16 protein-coding genes are annotated in these 22570 nt (G+C 54.3%); 5 read left to right on the plus strand and 11 right to left on the minus strand.

Annotation, left to right across the window (positions count from 1 at the left end):
* Positions 1–22: 22 nt before the first annotated feature.
* The 3 genes from LJD29_RS21585 to LJD29_RS21595 form a co-directional block, all read right to left on the minus strand.
* Positions 23–1876, minus strand: coding sequence for a hypothetical protein (locus LJD29_RS21585; RefSeq protein WP_446743650.1), 1854 nt, complete (start codon positions 1874–1876; stop codon positions 23–25).
* Entirely contained in the window at positions 1873–2490 is a 618-nt protein-coding gene (locus tag LJD29_RS21590) for an RNA polymerase sigma factor (protein WP_446743651.1), read from the minus strand. The genes LJD29_RS21585 and LJD29_RS21590 overlap by 4 nt, the downstream gene beginning before the upstream one ends.
* A gap of 500 nt (positions 2491–2990) precedes the next feature.
* Positions 2991–4220: a glycoside hydrolase family 27 protein gene (locus tag LJD29_RS21595; protein WP_446743652.1), complete on the minus strand. Its 1230-nt coding sequence runs from the start codon at positions 4218–4220 to the stop codon at positions 2991–2993.
* Between the two features lie 131 nt (positions 4221–4351).
* On the opposite strand from LJD29_RS21595, the gene LJD29_RS21600 reads away from it, so the two are divergent.
* The 5 genes from LJD29_RS21600 (at position 4352) to LJD29_RS21620 (ending at position 12790) form a co-directional block, all read left to right on the plus strand.
* Positions 4352–5755: a hypothetical protein gene (locus LJD29_RS21600; protein WP_446743653.1), complete on the plus strand. Its 1404-nt coding sequence runs from the start codon at positions 4352–4354 to the stop codon at positions 5753–5755.
* A gap of 605 nt (positions 5756–6360) precedes the next feature.
* Positions 6361–9954, plus strand: coding sequence for an outer membrane beta-barrel protein (locus LJD29_RS21605; RefSeq protein ID WP_446743654.1), 3594 nt, complete (start codon positions 6361–6363; stop codon positions 9952–9954).
* A gap of 123 nt (positions 9955–10077) precedes the next feature.
* Positions 10078–11082 (plus strand): fibronectin type III domain-containing protein, encoded by a 1005-nt coding sequence (locus tag LJD29_RS21610; RefSeq protein ID WP_446743655.1) that lies wholly within the window; start codon positions 10078–10080, stop codon positions 11080–11082.
* 244 nt (positions 11083–11326) lie between these two features.
* Positions 11327–11902 (plus strand): TetR/AcrR family transcriptional regulator, encoded by a 576-nt coding sequence (locus tag LJD29_RS21615; RefSeq protein ID WP_446743656.1) that lies wholly within the window; start codon positions 11327–11329, stop codon positions 11900–11902.
* A 93-nt stretch (positions 11903–11995) separates the two neighbouring features.
* A complete protein-coding gene (locus tag LJD29_RS21620) occupies positions 11996–12790 on the plus strand; it encodes an SDR family oxidoreductase (protein ID WP_446743657.1) in 795 nt (264 codons plus the stop codon).
* Positions 12791–13609: 819 nt separating this feature from the next.
* Here LJD29_RS21620 and LJD29_RS21625 read toward each other — a convergent pair.
* The 8 genes from LJD29_RS21625 to LJD29_RS21660 form a co-directional block, all read right to left on the minus strand.
* On the minus strand, positions 13610–15415 hold the full coding sequence (locus tag LJD29_RS21625) for a mechanosensitive ion channel family protein (protein ID WP_446743658.1): 1806 nt from the start codon (positions 15413–15415) through the stop codon (positions 13610–13612).
* A gap of 420 nt (positions 15416–15835) precedes the next feature.
* Positions 15836–16291 (minus strand): DUF1569 domain-containing protein, encoded by a 456-nt coding sequence (locus LJD29_RS21630; protein ID WP_446743659.1) that lies wholly within the window; start codon positions 16289–16291, stop codon positions 15836–15838.
* Between the two features lie 53 nt (positions 16292–16344).
* Entirely contained in the window at positions 16345–17022 is a 678-nt protein-coding gene (locus LJD29_RS21635) for a molybdopterin-dependent oxidoreductase (protein WP_446743660.1), read from the minus strand.
* Positions 17023–17206: 184 nt separating this feature from the next.
* Positions 17207–18034: a cytochrome b/b6 domain-containing protein gene (locus tag LJD29_RS21640; protein ID WP_446743661.1), complete on the minus strand. Its 828-nt coding sequence runs from the start codon at positions 18032–18034 to the stop codon at positions 17207–17209.
* 162 nt (positions 18035–18196) lie between these two features.
* Positions 18197–18826, minus strand: coding sequence for a hypothetical protein (locus LJD29_RS21645; RefSeq protein ID WP_446743662.1), 630 nt, complete (start codon positions 18824–18826; stop codon positions 18197–18199).
* Between the two features lie 203 nt (positions 18827–19029).
* Positions 19030–19797 carry a hypothetical protein gene (locus tag LJD29_RS21650; protein ID WP_446743663.1) on the minus strand — a complete coding sequence of 256 codons (768 nt, stop codon included), beginning with the start codon at positions 19795–19797 and terminating at the stop codon, positions 19030–19032.
* Positions 19798–19995: 198 nt separating this feature from the next.
* Positions 19996–20598, minus strand: a complete 603-nt coding sequence (locus LJD29_RS21655; protein WP_446743664.1) for a DUF308 domain-containing protein — start codon at positions 20596–20598, stop codon at positions 19996–19998.
* A 627-nt stretch (positions 20599–21225) separates the two neighbouring features.
* Positions 21226–22425, minus strand: coding sequence for a hypothetical protein (locus LJD29_RS21660; RefSeq protein ID WP_446743665.1), 1200 nt, complete (start codon positions 22423–22425; stop codon positions 21226–21228).
* Positions 22426–22570 lie beyond the last annotated feature (145 nt).

A 22570-nucleotide genomic window follows, 5' to 3' on the forward strand; every position in this document is an offset into this window, starting at 1 on the left:
CCTCATAAGGGTGCTTCTCGCCTCACTTCAAACTGGGTTCGTGAACCTTTTGATCGATGTCTTGTAGTTCTGTGTCTAATTGGGTCAACGAGGTGCGGAGGTTGATCTCGATGCCGTCGGCGTCATTCTCGTCGTGGGGTTGTGAGCTGCTCAGCAATGCGACGACCGCTTCGTGGATCGCTTCCGTCGAGGAATGAATCCGATGGATACGATCCCGCCAGTCTCCTGATGAGTCAGGGGCGCGAACCGTACCCGCTTCAAGCTGCGCTTTGACTGAGGTGTTTGCAGCCGGCGTATTGGAAGATTGAGAGAGGATTTCACCAAGTTGGTTCTGGAGAGCACGAACGTCCTCTCGCAGAGCCGAAATGTGGTCCGAAAGCAGGGTCTGCAACTGCTGCCGTTTTTCCTCGTTGAGGATCAGGACCTCTTGGGACGGATGACGATCGGCAAGCCGATTCAGTGCCCAGGCGCGTGCCGAAGCTAACTGGGCCAAAGACAGCGCCTGATTTACATAGGCAATACGCTGGTCTTTATCAGGGAAACGAGTATTGAGCTGCGCATCTAAGAGAGGTGGCGTTGAGATCATTTGCTGGGTTGAGGAATGCGCCGGATTACCGGCATCGGGCTCAGAAACAGATGCTGACTGGCGAGCAGCTTCATCGATCGTGAGAATATGCAGCCGGGTATGCGGAATTGTCTCCATCGTGGATACAAGCTCTTGCTTGCGGGCGTCATTATCAACAACCCCTTCCACCAAAATTTCCCGGTCATCATGCTGACTGACCTTGATCTGCTCACCAAGGTCCGCACCAAGATTGTGCAAGGCGACTTCAGCCGAGACTTCCGCTATGGCCAGCGTCGCACTGTCTAAGTGGGTGGACCGGGGAATGACAATCGGAGGTGGCGAAACAGCTCCAACTAGCTTAGACAGTTCAAAAATATTAGAGGCCACCGACGCGAGCGGTACGACTTCGTAGGAAAGTTCAGCGATCTCTATCTCGCTGTTATCCCGTAAACGAAGGTCTTCCCTCACCGCGTGATAATCGCTCGTACGGACCGTCAAATCCATTTCGGCGATATTGCCGCGAGCATAAGTAGTCTGCAAAGTGAGCCGATCACGTTCAGTCTGCACAACACGATCGTTGTGTACCTGACGGGAAGCCCGCCAGCGGCGATAGCTGACCACATCCAGGGGGGAATTCCAATCAAGCGAATACTTCGAATATGCAGCTCTGACCAGCGACTCTCCAGTCGGGTTCGAATCCGTGTGGCTAACAGTTCGATGATGTTTCACGTCTCGATACATTGTTCGAGTCAGCGTTTTACTTCCCACGCTAATGCGGAGTTTCTGCACAACAACCGGCTCAGCCGTTTTCAAGAGGGAAGCATTCTCGGAGTTCTGTGCCCTGCTAAGAATCTCCTCTGCCGACACCTTCGCGGGCGCGTGCAGAAAATACGCAGCTGGAATGCTGAAAAGCAACAATAGCAATCCGGCAATCCACGCGACTTGACCTATCTCTCCCGGCCCGAGTGCCCGATACAGGGCGTTTAGCCATACCCTGAACGGGGAGGGCCTGCCCAATTCGTTTGCAAGGGCATCCACCCTGGCGAGAAATACAGATCTATGCTCTAGAGGCGGGGGAAGATAAGGGGAAGCGACCGCCTCCTGATACGCATAAAGATCAGAGATTCCCTGCTCAATCGCCTGCCTGCGACTTCTGCAAGACCAGCAGGCCTGGATGTGATAATCGGCCTCGTCCGTCTCCCGGTCGGTAAGTTCCCCATCAAGCAAACGCAGGAGGGTTTCATTCGTAAGATGATCACTGTCAAAAAGCCTACGTGCTTCACGCGGTGGAAAGCGGCGCTCTTTCTTCATACACAGCCCTTTACAAGTCTGCTCATGGCGTTTCGAAGTGACCCGGCAACGGTCGATGTGCTGACGTTGAGAATCTCGCTGATCTCCCGGTAGCGAAATCCCTCCAGGCGCAGATTGAGGCAATCCCGCTGCAACTGCGTAAGCTTTGAAAGCCCGTCGCGGATTCGCGAATAGCGCTCCTTTTCCAGAAGTAGTTCTTCTGGTCCCGGCGTGCTGTCAGGTGTCGAATGGCTCAGGTGCTCCCACATTTCGGGAGGGGCGTCGATGAGGCGTCGACGGCTTTTATGAAGATTGCAAGAGAGGTTGTGGGCCACCTGATATACCCAGGCGCGGAGGTTTTCGTCTCCACCGCCGCTTTGAATATGGCGATAGAGACGCAAAAAGGACTCCTGGACGACCTCCTCAACATCCTGCGGAGAGATACCGCTGTTGATCAGGTATCTGTAAAGGGACGGGCGCAGCGTGTCATACAGCCGGACGACACGCTGCCCTGAGTCATCTGTTCGCCGCTCCGACTTGATATCGTCAGCGCCGCGAAATGATATTCCGGGAATTCCGTCCGATGATGCATTCGCATGCGCGAATGAATAGACAGTTTCCAACTGCACATACACCCCAAGATTTCGCGCTGCATTCAGCTCCGCGGAAGAAGCTGACCGGCCGCCATTCTTTCTGCTGTATATGAAACAACTGAGGTTGCGATTTTGTGCTTCACCTGGAGAATAAATTCTCTACAGAAACAAGACCAATTATCGCTGCGGCCCGCCGAAGCTCTTTTCTGCAAAGCTTCACACCGCCTCTCCGATTCAAATCACAGCGAAAACGCACTGCGAACTGCCCGATCAGATTGCCGGCACCGGCCTGACCTGTACGGCGGTTCGTCGTCTGCATCTTCCTTCCAGAGCTAGTTTTCTAGAAATTGAATGCCCGAAACGCACCAACCGGATAGCGGTTGGTGCGGCCGCCCTCTCGAAGAGTGCCCCGGGCGATTGGGCGTAAAGGCTATGGCGCTTACTGAACGAGTAGAGCCGTCAGTCTCGGGAAACGCACACAAATGCGCAAGCCATGAGTTTCACGGCCAGGTTCCGCCCTGTACCTATGAGGTTGGCCCGAGCTAACGGACAACGAGCAATACAACCCCATGCGGCGTGACTCGAATAGCTGTTGCCGTCTCGATCTGAGTCAAGTCTTTGTGTTGCCAGACATCGCGAATTCTTGTCGTTTTTTTGAGTCCGAACATCTTCGGGTCGAATGGTATGTTCATCGGGCCCTGATTGCGGTTGAAGAGCCCGACGGCAATTGAGCCGTCTGCAAGTGGCCGCGACCATATCTCAAGCGGTCCCTCACTCCATATACGGCTCGCCTGCCGGCCGGCGGAGTCCTGGTCAATCTCCAATACCTCGCGGTTGTTGAGAATGTTCAGGGAGTTTTGATCCATCTTCGACAAATCGTTCCCGGCCAAGAGTGGAGCAGCCAGCAGCGACCAAAGACTCATTTGAGTCCGTGATTCGTCTGGGGACATCCCACCGTTTCCGATTTCGAGCATGTCTGGGTCGTTCCAATGCCCAGGTCCTGAGAATCTTGCCAGTCCCTGCTGAGCAAAACCGATCTCAGTTACGCTTAAATAGTCATCGCGAACATCGTCTCCGGTGCGCCACAGATTCGCCCCGACTTTGCTCGCCCAAGTCCATCCTCCCGATAGACCATGTTGGCTGACGCTGTAGACTATAGGTCTGCCGGTCGCCTGAAGAGCTGCGTGCATCTTCTGGAAGACGGCGAACATCATTTGTCCCGCAAGTTCTGGATCACCGTGGGCCTCTTTCTGAAGAACCTGGCGATACGTGCAGATGTCGTACTTCAGATAGTCGACTCCCCACTTTGCGAAGGTTCTTGCATCCTGCTCTTCGTGCCCCATACTGCCTTCGTTGCCCGCACAAGTCAGTGCACCTGGTGAGGAATAGATACCGAGCTTCAATCCTCGGGAATGGACATAGTCGGTGAGAGCCTTCATGTCTGGAAAGCGCTCATTACCCAGCAATTCACCGGAAGCGCCGCGCTTGCCCTGCCAACCATCGTCGATGTTCACGTACTGATAGCCGTTGTCCCGCATTCCGGTAGCAACGAGTGCATCGGCGGTCGCACGGATATCGGCATCGCTGACCTTGGCCCCGAAGTGATTCCAACTACTCCAGCCCATGGGCGGAGTGGACGCTAACTGAGCAGTTGCCGCCTGGTTCGCACCGAGGAGGATCAACAGCCAAATCGAGAAGATTCTTGTCGCTCTGAACCATTCAAGGCGTGATGCACAGGCGACGGTATGGGTAAAACATCTTTTGAGCACCATTGAGAGCTGATATTGAGCGCCAGGTCGTTGAGACAACAAGGGGTGTTACAGGATTATCCCTGCTGGCTCCGTCCGCATGTAACCGTCGATTAACATGCGGACGGTAAGCTTTGGTCTCGAGGGAGTCCTCAATGTCTTTCACACCGACCGCCGAGCCGGAAAGTCCTTCGCGCATCGAAAAGGCAGAGGTCTGGTCTGATGAAAGCGCGAACCCTTCTGCCGGTCTTGAGACTGATCCGCGGTGGCTCAGCGTCCAACGCCTCGTGCACTCTGAGAGTTTTGCGAAGGCGTCCAGGCTCTCCTCTTTTCTCCTCTATATAGTTGAACGTTCTTTGAGGGGACGCCCAGAAGAGATCACGGAGCAGCAAATTGGCGTACATGTATTCGGCCGGCCCACGAACTACAATCCTGGCGATGACAACATTGTTCGCCAGACCGCGAGACAACTAAGGCAGCGGCTTGCACTGTACTACCAGGAGGAAGGGCGCAACGAGATCGTACAGATTGTTGTGCCTCGTGGCGGTTATACGCCGCAATTCCAGGGTGTTGCTGAAGAATCCGCGCCCCCGAAAAGCAGAGTTATTGAGGCCCAGGTCGAACCCAAAATTCGCCCTGAAGCTGCAGGCGCAATGGATGCGGCTCCTCCCGCTGGCATCCAGACCCAACCTCAGCGAGCGTGGTTGATGCCTAGTGTTCTGGTCTTTGTCGGAGTGATTATTGGTGTGGCGCTGACGCTCGTCAGCATCGTCGGCAGAGATAGAATCCGATACCCGCATAACGAGAGCGAAAAGCTCTGGAATACCTTATTTACAACCAATCAGCGGACGATCATTGTTCCTGGCGACGCAGGCATCAATATGTACGGGAATCTGGCTGGGACCCAGGTCGATATCTGGGAGTACGGATCCGGTTCATACCTAACCAAACCAGCTGCTCAAACACCGCCAGGCTTCAACTGGGCACCGTTTGCGGCCCGGCGCTACACCACGATCTCCGATCTTAAATTTGTCTCTACTCTGCTCCAGATTCCAAACGTCGATCGGTCGCGTATGGAGGTGCGCTTCGCTCGCGACATAACGGCAGAGGATTTAAAGCAATCCAACGCGATTCTGATTGGTTCTTCCAACTACGATCCCTGGATTCAGATTTTCGACAAGAATCAGAACTTCAACATGGTCTACAACGGGGCTGAGAACAGCATCAGCGTTCACAACCGCAATCCGTTAAAAGGAGAGCAGGCAACTTATAAGTGGAGCGAGACTGACCCGCAGCGAACGGGATATGCCATTATCTCTCTGACAGATAATCTGGGCTCTACCGGTAAGGTTCTCCTTGTCGAAGGCACGACCATGGGTGGAATAGACGCCGCTACGGATTTCCTCTTTCATTCTCCGCAAATGGACACCGTCGTTCGCGATGCAATGGGCAAAAACCAGAAACCATCCAATTTCGAGTTGCTGTTGATGACCACTATTTATATGGGTGGCAGCATGAAGGCGAAGGTCATTGGAGAAAGAATCCACTCGCCTGCCTAGCGCAGAACCACTTGAGCGGGCGATAAAGCGCGCGTTCGTCTTTGCAGCTGCCTGAATCTACCGTCCTTCTCGTCCAGCTCGACCGGATAGGCATTTTCTATACAGGCGATAGCTTGGCCGATCCGAAGAAGAGGTCGCTTCAAGCGCTCTGCCCTCTGACAAAACCATCTTCAATCACAAGCCTATCGAAACCTTGAGCGTGCTCAATCCAGGAGCATCGAGGCGCATAGTCTTCCACTGTGCCTCGCATTGGTGTACCCAGGCTGAGCTGACGAATTGACCGTTTGCTTTGGCTGCGATGAACGACTGGTTAAATGTGCAGCCAGTCCGCAACGTAATTCACCGGATACTCCCTATTGTTGCGTTTTGGCAGGTGATGAACTGTCCATGCGATCGGCCAGAGAACACATGGCCGAAACAGTCCGCACAAGAGTTCAGTATGTGTGCGATTTTTCTGGAGGAGAGTCATGGAGCAATTGTTTCAATCTGACGATTTATTCCCTGGGAATACTTTGCCGGGGGCGGCCGGTTTCCGGTTCCATTGCGCGCGCGTTTCGCGATGCACAAAACGGCATTGGCCAAGCTGGGCTATTCCACTGCTTGCCATGCTACTGCTTGTAGCCTTTTGCACGGCAAGCTTCGCACAGCAAGGTTCGAATGCCGGGCTGACCGGCACCGTCACAGACAAGAGCGGTGCTGCGATTGCCGGCGCGCCAGTGGTTGCGACCAATCTCGATACGAATGTGACTTATACCGCCATAGCCACCGGCGCCGGAGTCTATAACATTCCGTCAGTTCCACCAGGTTCCTATGATGTATCAACCACCGTACCTGGGTTCAATAAGGCCATCGTCAAGAACGTTATCGGTCATGTCGGGGAGCTGTCGACGGTCAACCTTAAGCTGGATGTCTCAACGACGAGCAACACTGTGACCGTTTCCGGTGATGCGCAGCTGATGGACACAGGGTCATCACAAATTAACAACATCGTCGCAGAGAAGGAGCTGGAGACCTGGCCGATATCGGCGACAGGAACTTCGCCGGGTGGCGAGCGAGACATCTCGCAATACATCTATAACAATCTGCCGGGCGCTACCGGTATCTCGTTCACCGGCTCCATCAACGGAGGCCAGACCGGCTCGAATGAAATCTACTATGAGGGCCTTCCATTGGGCTCATTTGACACTGGAGAGGAAGGTGCCAGCGTCGACGCAGTCAGGGAAATGAGCGTGCAAACCGGCGTGATGAACGCTCAATACAACGGCGGTGCGACTGCTGTGACCAATGTCGCCCTCAAATCCGGCACGAATGCATTCCATGGTTCTTTGGTTGGAATTCTGCAAAACGAAGATATGAATGCCAACAGCTACGCCGCGAACCAGGCAGGTCATCCGCGCGCGGAAGACAGGTTCAATCTTTTCAGCGGGTCAGTCGGCGGACCGGTTCGTATTCCGCACCTCTATAACGGTAAAGACAGAACTTTCTTCTTCTTCAACTATGAGCGGGATCAGGTTGCCGACCTCGGATACGGCGGACCGAACGTTTCAATGCCGACCGAGCCGATGATGCGTGGTGATTTCTCTGCGTGGTTGAACCCTTCCCTGACCCAGAACCCAAATTCAGGGACTGTTTCCACCAAGGATATTCTTGGCCGGCCGGTGGTCTATGGACAGATCTATGATCCCGCAACGACGCGCATTCTTAAGGCGGGTGAGCCCGATCCCGTAACGGGGTTGATAGCGACAAGTTCGGGATTCGTTCGCGATACCTTTCCGAACAACCAGATACCCACGAACCGCTTCGATCCTGTTGCTGCAAACATTCTGAAATTGAAATTTCCAACGAACTACCTGAGCAGCCAGGTTGTAAACAACATTCCGACTCTGGCGTCAAAGCAGCCTACTCTCAACCAGCACTTTGTCACGGTCAAAGTCGACCAGGTTTTGACGTCGAAGCAGAAGCTCTCATTGATGTATGACTACGACTTCAGAAACTTAATCAATACAGGCGGCAGTCCCGCTCCGGCTGGGTTCTGGTCCGATCCCAATACAGCCAAGAATGTTTTAGACCAAGCCTTTGTGCAGGGCTTCCACGAGCAACTTGCCAGGATCAATCACTACTGGACGATTTCGCCTTCAATTTCCAATCACATCGGAGCCGGTTATTTCTTCGTTCCGATCTCTTTTCAAAGTGTGCAGTCATCTCAAAACTGGACCTCTACACTGGGCATACCAAACTTCAATGCAGACGGTTTCCCGCAAATTGTGTTTGGCGGTCAAGCCGCTCTTGCCGGTACCACGAATACCCTCGGCGTTGCGGGAACGTATCAGGGCGAACTGCGCAGCAACTCCGATTACATGCTCATCGACCAGGTGTACATCAGCCATGGCGCGCATCAACTGCAGTTCGGTTTCGAAGGCCGCTTTTACCTTACCAACTGGACATATCCCACTGCTCCGGGCGCCTTCGCCTTTCAGAACGCGATGACAGACGATGGAGACGCTACGGCAAACTACGCTGGCAACGCGTTTGCCAGCTTTGAGCTTGGACAGATTGCTTCTCTCTCGAGCACGATATACGACGGAACACAACATTATCGCCGTCATGAGGAGGGCCTGTACTTTCAGGATGACTGGAAGGTCACGCCGCGATTGACATTCAACCTTGGGCTTCGCTGGGAACCTGTTGGCGCGCTCTATGAAACCAGGGGAGAGTGGAGCGGTGTGGACCTGTCAGTCCCAAATTCCGCGGCCGGTAATCTGCCAGGTGCGTTGGTCTTCGCGAGTCAGTTGGGGAAGAACTCCTTTGAGAATCCGGACTGGAAGGTTATTCTTCCCCGCGTCGGATTTGCATATAACCCCACTCCGCGCATCGTCTTTCGCGCCGGATTTGGCATCAACTCTCAAGCGCCGGTGTATAGCGCCGAACCGTTCCAGGGATCAACGCTCCCTCCTACCACTGGATACACTGCATCGGTTGCCCTCAACGCAACTACCAACCCCCAGGCCTACTCGAGCATAGCCGTAGGCAAGCTAAGCAATCCATATCCCTTCCCTACCGCGCCGTTGCCGAACTACAATCCCGCGCAGTCAAATCTCCAAAGCGTTACCGTCAATAACCCGAACGGCTCCAAGCCGATGCTTTTCGGGAATTACACTGGCGGATTCCAGATCGACGCGGGACACGGAATCATCGGTCAAATCAATTACGTCGGCAATGCTGGCCGCCGCATTCGTCAGGCTGCGCTCACCCAGAAAAATCAGCTCCCGCTCGGCGACCTGTCGGCTTATGGAGACGAGCTTCTGGACAACATTTCACTCCATCCCGATATCCCCCTGCCTTATCCAGGTTTTACCGGTACTGTGCAACAAGCCCTGGCTCCGATACCGCAATACGCCGGCGGTGGCGTGACACTCTTCGATGCAGGTGAGGGATGGTCACGCTATGACGCTTTACAGGCTACTCTCAACAAGCAAATGACGAAGAATCTCTCCTTCTTCATCAACTACACATGGTCCAAGACGCTTACAGATACCAATGGTGGTGTGCAGGATATTGCCAATCTCAAGGCCGAAAAGGCTGTTGCGTCGTTCCTCCATGTTCCGCAAATATTCAAGTTCACAGCAATCTACGCGCTGCCTTTCGGCAAGGGCGAGCCTGTGAGCATGCACGGGCCGCTCGACTGGGCCCTCGGTGGCTGGAAACTGGCAGGTAATGGCATCTACCAGTCCGGCGATACACTCGCCATCACAGATAGTTTTGTCTCGAATGGCATCTTTGCCACATCGCGTCCCAACTACACAGGGCTCCCGGTCAAACTCAACAGCAAGGGCTTCATCGATACGGTTCACAATACTGGGCCCCTGTACCTGAATCCAGCAGCCTTCACGCATGTACCTTACACAGCGGACCACAAGATGGCGCTGACTACCGGCAGCGTGCCTTCCATCTTGCCCGGCATTCAGAGTCCCGGATACGCATTTGAGAATCTCGGACTGCAGAAGGGTGTCGAACTGGACGAAGGACGCAATCTGTCCTTCCGTGCCGATGCGTTCAACGTATTCAATCGCGCGGGCCGCGGCGACCCGGTCACCGATATCAATAACGCCAACTTCGGTCGCATTCTTGGCACGCAATCCTCGACGCGCCAGAACTTCACTCCCCGAACCCTACAGGCCCAGGTAACCATCGCATTCTAGCCTCGCAAGAGGCTCAGCTATCGCTATTTCTTCCGAAACTGCATTTAACTGGCTCAAAACCCGTATGGTTCGCTCCCCGCTTATTTCGCGCAGGAAGCGACCGACACTCTGCCCGGAGGCACAGTGGATACCACGCCTCCTACGTCTCCTACCGGGCTGACAGTGGCACCGGCGCAAGCAACGGCGGCCACACTCAGCTGGAACGCGTCGACAGATTCAGGGAGTGGTGTTGTCGCGTATGACATCTATCAAAATGGAGTAAAGATCGTTTCCACTGGAGCGGGAGGAGCCCTTCCCGCACCCATCAACAACATCGTGGAGTGGGGAATTCTGGGGTTGACGGCAGGTACGTCGTACACCTTCGACGTAGTGGCCCGGGACGCCGCCGGCAACGCGTCCACTCCCAGTGCTTCGGTGAACCTGGCAACACCCGCTGGAGGAAACTCACTGTCAGCCCCGAGTTCGGTAACCGCTACCCAGGTGAATTACACGGACGTTCAACTAGCCTGGAGCGCCGCCTCAGCTCCAACAGGTATCTCCAAATACGTTATCTTTGCCAACGAAGTCCCGGTGATGTCAGTCGAAGGAAATGTGACTTCGGCCGATGTGGTCGGTCTCTCGCCCGGAACGACTTACAACTTCACCATAGAAGCTCGTAACGACGTGGATACCGAAGGCATAGTCAACTCGGCGGCCATAACAACTAAATCCTATCCGGCAGGAGGCGCTGTCTCAAATGTCAGCGGCCAAATAACGGGCAGCAATATCGTGTTCACCGCAACCTTCCTTGCACCCTATGGTTTCCATCACATCTATCTGGATGCCGATAGTAACTCCGCAACCGGGTATGACTTCACATGGACATCCCCAGCCATGGGTGCGGATTACCTCATTGAGAACACAGAACTCAGCGTTTATTCCGGCACTGGAACAGACTTCACCTGGACTCCTCTCATGGAGGTAGACCCAGTTATCACAGGCAATGCGTCTACGGGTCTCACGTATACCTGGACTGTTCCACTGTCCGCCTTCTCACAGACCGGCTCCGCCTTCAAACCCCAATTTATGGGGCACGGCGGCGGCTATGCTCCAGAAGCGTACAGCCCCGTATTGACTCCACTGCAATAACAATCCTCGCAGATCGCCAATAGTTTGATTCACTTAAAGGGCCACATCCACCTGAGGCGGTGGATGTGGCCCTTGTTCTTGGCGCTGTCATCCCTTGCGAAAACATCCACATTCCACGAAACCTGTTACCAGGAACTCTTTCAAGTGGCAGCTGGGTTGCTCCCAGGTGGGACCGAAGCCCACGAGCGGTTGTTCAGAGTCGACGTTCGACATTTTGTAGCAACTGTTTTAGTATCGATCCGGGATGGCGCGAATTGTTGAATTCGATCAGGAACTGGCCGTGCGGCGCGCCATGGAGGTCTTCTGGGAAAAGGGCTACAAGGGCGCATCGCTGCGTGATCTGACCAAGGCCATGCAGATCAATCCCAGCAGTCTCTACAACACCATCGGAGACAAGCAGGAGCTGTTCGTCCGCTGTATCCGTCGCTACACCGATGACCGCAAAGAGTACATCGCTCAACACGCAGCAAGCTCGCGGTCACCTCTGCAAACCCTAAAACTCTTTCTCGACGACGCAGTAACGAACGTCATCACGGGTGAACGGAGTTGCCTCGCCATCAAAGCCGCCTTCGAAGTCGCAGGCGAGGATGAGCGCATCAAGTCGATCCTCAAGGACGACGAAGATGCCATGTATCGCTTCCTCCGCTCGCTTCTCGCCAAGGCCATGAAACAGGGTGAAATCCGCAAGGAAGATCCCGAACTCATCACCGACTACTTGCTTAGTGCATACACCGGCTGGCACGAGTCATTCATCCTGCACCGCGACCCTGTGAAAATTCAAAGAATGGCTCGGTACGTTTTGAAACAGCTCTCACGCTGATCGCTTGCCTTCGGGCATGCGCTTCAGACCTGTTGGAGTGCGTAAGATGCGCTCTTTTCTGAAACGATCATTTCAATATAAGGAGAGACGTCCATGCTTGAATCCATCGCGCAACATTTGAGTCTAGAGGGCAAGATCGCACTCGTCACCGGCGGCTCCAGAGGAATCGGCAAAGCAATCGCAGACCGCCTGTCCCAGGCGGGTGCAAAGGTGATTGTCGCATCGCGCACGCCGCCAAGCGGCGAAAGCTCGCAACATCACTTTATCGCAGCCGATCTCTCTACCCCGGAGGGTGCTCGCTCCGTCGCAAAATACATTCGAGCGGAGTTTGGCAGCGTCGACATTCTCGTTGACAATGTCGGCGGCCTAACCTCGCCTGGAGGAGGATTCAGCACACTCACCGACCAGCATTGGGAACATGAATTGCAATTCAACCTCCTCTCCGCGGTACGCCTTGATCGCGAACTAATTCCCAGCATGCTCGAGAAAAAGGCAGGCGTAATCATTCACATCTCCAGCGTGGCAGGCAGAGTTCCGTTCTGGCAGGTGAACATGGCATATGCAGCAGCGAAAGCGGCTCTCAACTCGTACAGCAAGGCATTGGCCAACGAGATAGCAGGTCGAGGTGTTCGCGTATTGACCGTGTCCCCAGGTGCAACAGCTACGGAAGGCATGATCGGATTCCTTCAGCAATTTAGCGGCAACTCCGACGCAAGCCCAAACGAGACCTTCATGAACCTCGCAGCGCAATTTGGAGGCTTACCGATGGGCCGTATCGCAGAACCAGCAGAGATCGCCTCATTGGTCGGCTTTCTTGTCTCTCCGGCTGCTTCTTATCTTGCGAGCGCCAACTTCACAATCGACGGCGGCGCCACCCAGAGCGTCTAGCTTCATCTCAAAGCCGGGTTATGAACGGATGTAGCCCGGCTTCGTATATTAATCAATAACACTCTACCTAAAAGGCGAGAGGTTTGAAGTGGAGGCGCCCAGTAAAAAAGCTCGCAAGAAATTTTCCAGTTCCTGATCCATGTCGATCATCTTCTTCTGGCAAAGTTTTGACGCGATGATGTCTCGCCTGCTCCCGGCCTTTGCATTAAGCAATATTTGGGCCGTGTGGGAAGGATTGCGAACGGTCCCGTCTGACGCATTGACAATTCTCCCTGCAAGGATGTTGGCTTTGCTAACGCGCGTAGGATTGCATCCACCGCGACCACTAAACCGCAGCGCATATGAGGAGAATGCGCTCCCATGGCCTCATCCGGCCCCGCTCGCCAGCTGCGCGGCAGGACAACGTTTCCCTTCCTGCACTTTAGCCTTTGTTCCTCCAGCGCTTAAGTGACATGACTAAGCAGCTTTAATATCCGGCGCGGCTCTCAAGCGTCTCCCCGTGGTTGTGGCAATCAATGAGGCCCATGGGAGCGCATTCTCCTGAGCACTTCGATGAATATCCTTGTGGTGCTAGGCATGAACGGACGCTCCTCGCGCTCGTGGTTCGGTCGCCTCCCGCGGAGAACCAGAAATCTCTTGCCGCTTCCCCCGGTATCGCGATATTGGCTGCGATGAATTCGCGGACAACTTCTGTGCTCGAAGACTGAAAATGTCTAAGGGGAACGGGGTCTTACTTAAAGCAACACTTTCGGAGCGAGCCAATAGCTCAGTCAGCCTTGCTTCTAGAGCAGGTTGCTCAAAACCCGCCACATAAGATCGCTAGTCTTGTTTCTTGTTGTCCTTTGATAGACCCTGCATAAGATCGATTATCGTTTCAAATAATTGATTGCGAGCCTCCAGTCTCACTCCGGCGCGCGTTATATAGCGAACTACAACATCAACACCTGATCCCGCCGGCCGCATATTGACGGATGGCATGGCACTGAACTGCGGAGATCCCTCTTCGTGCGTGACTCGCTTCCACTCCTCCTGAGCCATCCTGGCATCAGCCTCTGTGGCCCGCACCAATGCTTCGTATATCTTCTCGATGAGCGGATGAACGCTCGTCCCTGACGGAATATTGACGTTAATTTCGTCCCACATCCACTGCCCCACTGTGGAGAAGTTGAAATATCTGCCACGGATCGCGTAGCCATTGAGGAACGAAACTCTTCTGCCCGTAGGATGGCCATTTGCTGTCCAATTGCCTGTCTCCAGTAACCATGTGCGGAACAGCCCCAGTTGCACTACTTCGCCGCCTACACCATCGATCTCTACCCAATCGTGAACCCTGATCCCGTTCGGCCCCATCAGTACAAACCATCCGCAGAAGGCCAGGATGAAGTCCTGGAATACCAGAGTCAGTCCTGCCGTGGCCAGGCCTAAAATCGTTGGCATCTGCCGCGGAATGCCGAATACAACCAGAGTAATGAGCAAAAGGCCGACGAGTTGTGTGGCCAGATTCAGAACCGTCTTCAATGTTTGCTTTTGTCTACGGTCGTGGAACATACGTTCTAGCCCCACCTGCACACTCCAGCCAGCCAGAATCGTCAGCAGACATACCGCTGCGATGGCAGCCAGCGATTGCAGTATGAGATGAATGACAATCTTGTTCTGTATTTCTACCTGCTTGCCCCATCGGCCGTATAGAGCTACAAGCTCCTGCTGCGCTCCAAGGCGGTCGTTGAGGATGCTTTGAATATTTTGTTGAACTGCCAACCGCTGCAGTCTTTCGACGCGTTGGGTGCTTGAGATCGGTGCCGCTGTCGCAGGATCGTGGGCAGCAATCTGCGACGTTTCCGCCTTCATTCTTGCTTGATCTTCGGTCAGTGCTGCTACGTCAGCGAGGGCTAGCTGTTTAGCCTGTGAAATCAACTGACTTCTTTTGCGGTGAGACATCCACGCGAAAAGCTGTTGCGCAAGGGTCTTATATTGCTCTGCAGAACTGACGGCAGTCTGCCCTTCTTCCTTCGAAGCGCTATCGTAGTATTTCTTCACTGCGGCTTGACGCGACGCTAATTCCTGTTGAAGCTCGACTCGCTGGTCGCCGTCTTCACGCGAAAGATCTTCAATAGCGTCCTGCAACTCATTCTGATCGAGGTCAAGCTGGACCTTTGCAGTTTCATGATCGGTACCTTTGGACTCTGTGGAATCTGACTTCGCCCCAGTATTGCCAGAGAGCGTGGCAACCCTGGCCTGGTCGTCTTCTACGGTTGCCTCGAGCTCAGTAACACGTTGTTGTAGAGCGAGGGCCTTGCCGGTAAGCTCAGGCTTTACCAGGCTTGCCTGTCTTAGAGACTGTGAAAATGCTTGGTCCACCTCGTGATCTGCAAGTCTCTCTGCCTCGCGAGCGAACTCCTGCTCTTCCGCAGATTGCGCCATGCCTGCCAGCGTCGCTGCTGTTTGCCATGGCCTCTGGTCAACGATGCCGGTCGAGACATACTCCCCGGTCCAGTTCCCTTTTTTCGCTTGCAGGAAGGGCAGATATTCCATCACGCCGCGTGTCATAAAAGAGCCCGCCAATGTGATGCCAAGTACAACCAGCAGAATCGCAACCGCAAGTTTACGAGCTCGCGTCATGTGCATACCGTCACATCGTCCCTTCGCCTGTTTGTTGAATCGATCTTATTTTTTATAGCTGCCCGCGGGGCTTCCTGCAAAAGGACTCGTTATCTACCCGCCTGACAAGCAGACGCATCTCATTTCCTGGACGCGCAGCACGGAGCGACAAGGTCGAGGTCCGTTGAAATCTTATGGCCCGCTTTGTGGACTACTTTGCCTGGAATGAGCAGACTGTGAGGGTGCTTGGGCATGCGGAAGTACTTGTTGCAAACGGGAACGCAACCGACCAGGCATACCGAGAGGCCTGGATCGTCGAGCAGACTTACTACTGCTGGCGTGAGAATGCTGACCGCGTCACGGAGATGGCCGTACAGCACAGGTGCTACCGCGCTCTATCCGAGTGTATTGGTGTATCCAGAATCTCCGTTTCGCACGACCGCGTACCTACCGCCCGAACTGGCGCAGGTGATGGTCGCAATGCAGATAGCCCCACCGCATCCATTCGCTGTCCGTTAACGGGCCGAGAAATGGATGTGGCGGCCAGATTATCTTATGACCGGCGAATACATCAAGGTATTGCAGCAGCTGCGACCGATCGTCATGAAAATCACTCGGCCGCGTACCGCCGGCATCGTGCCTGAGCTCAGGAGGGGTTGGCGCATTCTGAGGCCACTGAAACGACGATCGGAACAAGAGCCACTTCAACACTCCCGATGGAATTGGGAACCTTTTTGCTGTTGCCGCTCGCTCGCCCAGTGACATCCGGAACGCGTCGGTAAGGTGGCAAATCATCTCCCCAACGTTCATCTTTCCCCATCGCGCCTGGTCCCCTGCACTCACTGCAGCCGTGCGTGTGAGAATTTCATTCAGGTTCGAGCTCTGGCCGAGATTCTTCATCATGCGGATGTCCTACTCTCTACCGTTAGAAAAGTTGTCGTGACCGGAAATAGTAGTCAGAGTCCGTCATAGCGGGAGTATCCACGCTTCTGCCAATAATCTTCAGGTTGGTTGGCAAGGTATCTAATGCCGGTAATGGCCTTCACATTCTTCAAACCCAGCTTGACGGGAACCACAAGCCGCAGCGGCGCGCCATGCTCCACAGTCAGCGGCTCGCCATGGTAATGCGTTGCTAGAAGAGTTTGTGGATGCTTTGCCGTCTCCATGTCGAGCGAAATGTAGTACGGGTCTGAATTGCCGTCGACATCCAGATTCACAGAGGATTCTATACGGGCCCATTTCGCCTGGGACGCAGGCGGGAAGGCCTGAAGCAAGTCGGCAAACTGAATTCCACTCCACCATGCGATTTCGCTCCATCCCTCTACACAAACAAATCGGGTAATCTCCTCACGGAGAGCGAATCGACTGAGCAACCCGCGTATGTTGAGCGATACCGTCAATCCGGACTGAAGCCCATTGAGAGTCAGTCCCCACGCCGGGATGTAATCAGATGCGGGGGTGGCGCCGTTGTAGTTATTCTTGAGCCCGGTGACCTGAGACTTGGAGTAAGTGGGTACCAGCCGATTCGTCGAATACAGTGCTTCGGCAACATCGTCGTCGACATCGATTGCCTTATTGAGGAGCCAATCCTTGCCAGGCGGATTGAATTTGCGATGCTCGCCAAACCGCTGCAAGGTTTCATCCGGAAGCAAGAAAGTCCCCGTCGCAAGAGTTGCGAGCGCTCCCGCTCCGAAGATCAAGAGATCACGACGAGTTCGCTTTCGCAGGATGTCCGGCCCTAGCTCAAAGGTGTCTCTTGAGAATGGACCCGAGTTCAGTTGCTCGATAGGCTTTATTTTTCGTGAACCGCTAAGACTCTTATTGTGCGTCGCCACGTTTTTCTCCTACTGCTTCCACTCTCAAGGACCAGCCAGTGATCATGCTACGAACCGTGTCCCATCCATCTGCAAGGACAAGGATGACGTGAGGTACAACGAAGAAGATGAAGAAGCACATCAGCCAAAAATGCCAGACGCGCGCGGCGTTGTAGCCCCCAAACGCTGTTGCCAGAAGATGGAGCTGCATCGGTTTGTGAATTGCCCAACCGGTGAGAACGACTAGGACCCCAGCCACCACCACTGATGCATAAGCAGCCTTCTGAAGCGCGTTGTACTTGCCTCTGTGCGCTGGATGAAGCAAAGGTCTACGAAGAACCAGCGCGAAGGGTGCTAACGAGTAATAACGAACCATGTGCAGAGCTGCTGTAGCATCGTCCCGTCGCGGAAACAACGCACGCCAGCCTCCTCCGATAGCCAGGCCTAGCACGTAGAGCAGGCCGTTGGCCATGAACAGGTAAGCGCAAAACCAGTGGAGCCGAAGCGCGACTCCGAGCATGCCTGGTCCGAGACTCAGGTGGTTGTACAACCAGTCTGGTGGGCTGCTGTAGTGATGCAAGCCGGGCACATGGGCGCACAACCAGATCCCGATGTCTGCTGCCCTGTCAAAATTACCTGCTGCATCGGTACGATGTTGAAAGATGGGAGAAGACCAGTAGATGGAGATCCCGCTGAGTATGAGTCCTAGCAACAAGGGGATGGATGTCCAGTGCGCCCAGCGTATCAGCAGGTGGTGCTTACGCTGGACACGAACTACCGCCGTGGTGACGGGCGAGATAGCCACTACAAGAGGCGAACTAACCGCGGGCAAAGGATCTGGAAGCTTCTGGTCGATGATTTCAGTTTGTCGTTCACGCTGTCGCCGTCGTGCGTCTCGCTTGCTTTGGCGGTTTCGTCTGCTCCTGTTCATTGGCTCCTCCTCACTTATGTACCCGGTCCCAGGTAAGCCTGGGACCGAGGTTTAGGAAGTGAGCTATTTCGCAGGCTGAAGAAATATGTTTTGCCCAATTAAGCTGCCGTCATCCTGCTTTTTCGCGGGAATCAGAACATGTTGCCCAGGCTGAAGCGGCTTCGTTGTCGGAGCAATCAGGATTACAGGCGTGCCGGCAGGAACCTCAATTGTCTGGCTGCCGACAGTCAGTTCTGAACCAGATCCCGTGCTGCTGACAGCTCCATTTGTCATGCGCGAACCACTCTTCGGCTTCGACGCAACCGCACCATTGGTCATGCGGCTGTTTGAAGGAGCACCACCTTGTCCCGGCTGCATGTAGCTACCCTCAGCGAGACCACGAAAGACCTCGGGGAAGATCTTGATGTCCGTTGCATGCTCCTTGCCGTCCTCGCCCTTCACAGAACCGACACCGATATAGCTGTTCTTGGTGATGTGCTTCAGGTCTGAGGGCTCTCCCGCGTATACGGTGGCCGGTTGTGCAAGCTTGACCGTGACAGGCCCTTTCTGCGTCTGAAGGTTGATTGCAGTGGAGCTGACATCTACGATTGCGCCTCCAACCGGCACGACTCCCGGAGGAAAGGACTGGCTGAGCGCGGAGGAAGCTGAAATTGCAACTGCGAGAAGGGCGACGGAAGAGAAAGAAAAGCGCATATGAACTCCTTGAAGGCGAGGTTGAGTAGGACAGTTGCGGTTGTGCCCTTCGTCGGGCATTACATGTGAGAAATCAAGCGGCAACGCGTACAGTCGTGGAACTCTGAGACAGATTTCGTTTGAATCAACAAATCCGATACAAGCTCCCTGGTCCTGATTGAGCTTTATGCCCAGGCGAACCGGAGCCCCAGCGTGACAGTTTGCTAATTGCCGCCTGTCCACCAGACCGGCGGTAGCGGTACATGGCGAATGTGGATCTTGAGAAGAGCCCTTCCAATCTCTGGAGCAAATTCCTGCGTAATGTTGCCAACCGCCAGACCGCCGAAGGCAACAGTTGCTCCCTGACCAGCATGAGTCAGGTCATCGAAACCAGTCGGCAAGTAGGCATTGCCAATGAAACCTGCAGCAGCCGCACCGGTGAAGTTCGACAGAGCTGGCATGGTGTGCCCCCCGTCGGTCTTATCAATAAAGGTGAAGAGAAGAGCATGGCTCAGGCGTCCGGGAACTGAGCTGCTTCGAGAACGCTGATAGCGAGTATCCTCGTGCAACAAAACAGAAGTGGAAAAGCGCGCAATGGCCAGTGATCCGGTTCGAGCAAATGCGTCTCCGTAATTGCGTCCAAAGGCTTCAGCACCGGCGCGCCATTCATGCGGGTAGCTGTCAGGCGCATTCGCCATGCGAATGCCTGCAAACGCACCATTGAAAACAAAGGCACGAGGCCCGAACGCCGGTTCTACGATCGACTGAAACTTTTCTCTCAGGTGCATTGACCGCATAGGGTTGCTCGATGGATCGTTTGGAAGGGAGCTTTGCTGCGGAGAGGGCGACGGAGCATCGGGCAGGTTTGGCTGCTCGGAGACAGAAGATAGGAAGGTCTCCACGGCAGCCTGACCGAATGCCGGGCGAACCGATCCGGCAAGAACGAGCCCAGGCGTTGAGAGCAAAACGCCAAAGAGAAATGACCTCTTCAACAGTGACGGCGAGACTGCTGAACTCTCGTGGCAATGTCGGCTTCGATAGAACTTAGTTAAACGAACAGCAAGATATTTCATGCGCCTCGGTATCTAACGTTGGACCAGTTGTAGATCTGTGATTGATGCAGCTTCCTGGTATAGGCCTCTGTCATGCGAAGAGGCCACCGGGCGCCAATGGAATTCGCCTCGGAATTGTCAGTTCACTTCCGCTGCCGCAAATTGCGAAAGCTTCCGAGTGAGTAGAATTCCGCCGATGAGAAAATAGATCGCTCCAAACGCAGCGTATCCACTCACATCCTTGATGTGACGTTTGTCGGCAAGACCGCCCACAAAGTATGCAATGCCTGCAATAGTCGACTGTGCGCCGCTCAAGATCATTGCCCACTGTCCGCCTAACTCCTGCTTTCGGCGAACGAACCCGGCGATGAGTTGGAGCGCACCAGCGCCAAATGCCCAGAAACCAAAGACTGCAACCGCGTAAGTTGGTTTGTGAAATACGGTGATGCCAATGGCGATTGCCGCCGCTACCCCAAGAAGCGCATTAATGATTTGCGAAGTGTGTGTATTTCCGTATTGGCTCGAGGTCTTGAGGTCGTAAACCGTGCAGGTAACGTCCCAAAGTGGATAGAGCAGGAAAAGTATGGCTGCTAATTGAGGTTGTGTAAGCGCAGTTGAGATGACGACTGATGCCCAAGTCACCTGAAACGCCGTGCGCACAAAGTAGAGGTTGCGTAAAGCGCGCATAGAGTCGATCGATATTGTTTCCATGATTTGCCCCACTACCTTTGCTGTCTGCATGAGCTGTTTATATACCTACTAGTTGGTTCATTTAAAAGTACTGACGACCCTGAATGCCAAGCCTTCAGGATTGGTCCCTGGTGCTTTGCTGGAAAGATCCCGTTCACTGCTGCCTGTTTTGACTACCTACTGATAGGATTGGTTACAGAATATTTTTCAAGCTAACCGAAGAAGTGGTGCTCCTTCACCGGACTCTCAAGACGCTGCCCACTGCTGCAAGCCGTACATGCTTGTCATGGATGTCTCAACCCGCGGAGTAGAAAAATACCCAGTATCAACGACCAACTCGGCAGGTAGACCGGGGGCGTACGACAGGGTCAAGAGACGGAGATAGCGCAGCGCGGGCCATTGCAGACTCCCCACCGGTTGCCAGCCAGGATTCGGAAACCATCCTTCGTGGCATCCCCAACTATTGGCAACACAACAGGCTTTACAGTGAAGGCACGGCCGTCCGGGAAAAAAGACAACCAAAGCGATCATTGACAGGCTTCTCCAGATTCTGCCTGCAGCCTGAATACCGCCCAGTGGTCAGCACTGGTATTTGACCGAGCAGGAATCTAAACAATTTGAGCAGATGATAACCGCCATCAGTGGTTCGCTGACGGCGGTTCGTCACTGAGCTATTGATTACTCAATCTGGGTGCTGTCGATGTAAATCAGCACTCTGCCGCCGGTTGCAGGATCGGTATTCAGGGAGCCTGAAGAGGTGTCGTTGCCCTCTGTGCTAATCCACAGGTGGCCTGCGGTAGTGGAGAACATCCCCTCGGGTTCCCAGGGCGCCTGGCCGTCATCCACGCTCCAGTATTTTGCGGTGTCTGAAGGCGTCACCTTGATGATGGATGAGTCATGCCGAAGTGAAGAGAGCCAATAGCTGTTGGTTTCATATCCAGAGTTTTGATCGGGAGCAGCACCCTGCACATTGCGCTGATTGACGTAGAAGACTTCGGAAGGAGTGGCGATGCCGTTGGTAGTCAACAATTTATTCCCGTCCATCTTCCATTGGAACAGGCGCGTATAGAGCGCACGATTGTTGGAGCTTGTACTTCCACAGCCATAACCAGCCAGGTTGCAGTACTCACCCGACAAGAGCAAGGGTGTTGATGGACGAGGATCCTGCGCAGCCCAGTCGTAGGCCACTGGAGTGCTGCAGGAATCGGATGCCTGATACTCACTGATCTCGGGCAGCATGTAGCCGTATCCATCCGCGCACCACTTACCTTCGACTTCGCCGAAGATCCCTGTGACGCCATCGGATTTCTTGCATAGCGTGCTGTCTCCGTCGACCGCGATGAGGTTATCGAGATCGAAGACATGAAAACCGTTACTTGTGTTTGTGGTGTAGAGATAGTGACCAAACACGGCGAGGCCACCTGCGTGCTGAATTGCCGGTTTGTATGTGCCGCTGCCAGTGGGCACCACGAGAATGACGTCGCGATAAGGCGCATTGCTCAGGGCCTGCGTGTTCATGATCGAGATGCGTGAACCGTTGGGATACTCCTGCGGTTCGCCGGACGGCGGATTCGCATTGATGTAGCTCCAGCCTACGATGTGCACGTTCGTGCTGTTGACGGTGAGCTCCGTCATTCCCTGAGGGGACCACGCGCTTGTGCTCTCGTCTCCTGAAGCCCATGTGACGCCATTGCCGTAGCCAATGACTGAAGGCGCCTGGTCAGAACTGATTTCGGGAGCTGTCTCGTCGAGGTTGCCCGCCAGAAAATTCGCGAGCGTGGTGTGTGTGCCGACTCCGGCCATGTCATTAGGAAATGTCGTCCACGTGTTTGCGTCGGTCAGTTTCGCGCAGGATTTGTCGCTCGTATCTTCGACCATGGGTGCATTCTCTGTTCCGGCCTGGCTGTGCATTTGTAAGGTGCACAGGGATAACAACGCTGCTGCCACGGCAGCACTATAAGACCTTTTCCAACTCATGACGATCCTCTCTTCTTCGTGATTAGGGCGAAAAATAGGGGGCATT

It is taken from the genome of Silvibacterium acidisoli (assembly GCA_022870745.1).
Taxonomy (GTDB): Bacteria; Acidobacteriota; Terriglobia; order Terriglobales; family Acidobacteriaceae; genus Silvibacterium.

Coding starts and splice junctions, on each gene's coding strand:
- LJD29_RS21585 (WP_446743650.1), bottom strand. CDS start 1,876: ATGAAGAAAGAGCGCCGCTTTCCACCGCGTGAAGCACGTAGGCTTTTT.
- LJD29_RS21595 (WP_446743652.1), bottom strand. CDS start 4,220: ATGGTGCTCAAAAGATGTTTTACCCATACCGTCGCCTGTGCATCACGC.
- LJD29_RS21600 (WP_446743653.1), top strand. CDS start 4,352: ATGTCTTTCACACCGACCGCCGAGCCGGAAAGTCCTTCGCGCATCGAA.
- LJD29_RS21605 (WP_446743654.1), top strand. CDS start 6,361: ATGCTACTGCTTGTAGCCTTTTGCACGGCAAGCTTCGCACAGCAAGGT.
- LJD29_RS21615 (WP_446743656.1), top strand. CDS start 11,327: ATGGCGCGAATTGTTGAATTCGATCAGGAACTGGCCGTGCGGCGCGCC.
- LJD29_RS21620 (WP_446743657.1), top strand. CDS start 11,996: ATGCTTGAATCCATCGCGCAACATTTGAGTCTAGAGGGCAAGATCGCA.
- LJD29_RS21625 (WP_446743658.1), bottom strand. CDS start 15,415: ATGCACATGACGCGAGCTCGTAAACTTGCGGTTGCGATTCTGCTGGTT.
- LJD29_RS21630 (WP_446743659.1), bottom strand. CDS start 16,291: ATGATGAAGAATCTCGGCCAGAGCTCGAACCTGAATGAAATTCTCACA.
- LJD29_RS21645 (WP_446743662.1), bottom strand. CDS start 18,826: ATGCGCTTTTCTTTCTCTTCCGTCGCCCTTCTCGCAGTTGCAATTTCA.
- LJD29_RS21655 (WP_446743664.1), bottom strand. CDS start 20,598: ATGCAGACAGCAAAGGTAGTGGGGCAAATCATGGAAACAATATCGATC.
- LJD29_RS21660 (WP_446743665.1), bottom strand. CDS start 22,425: ATGGTCGAAGATACGAGCGACAAATCCTGCGCGAAACTGACCGACGCA.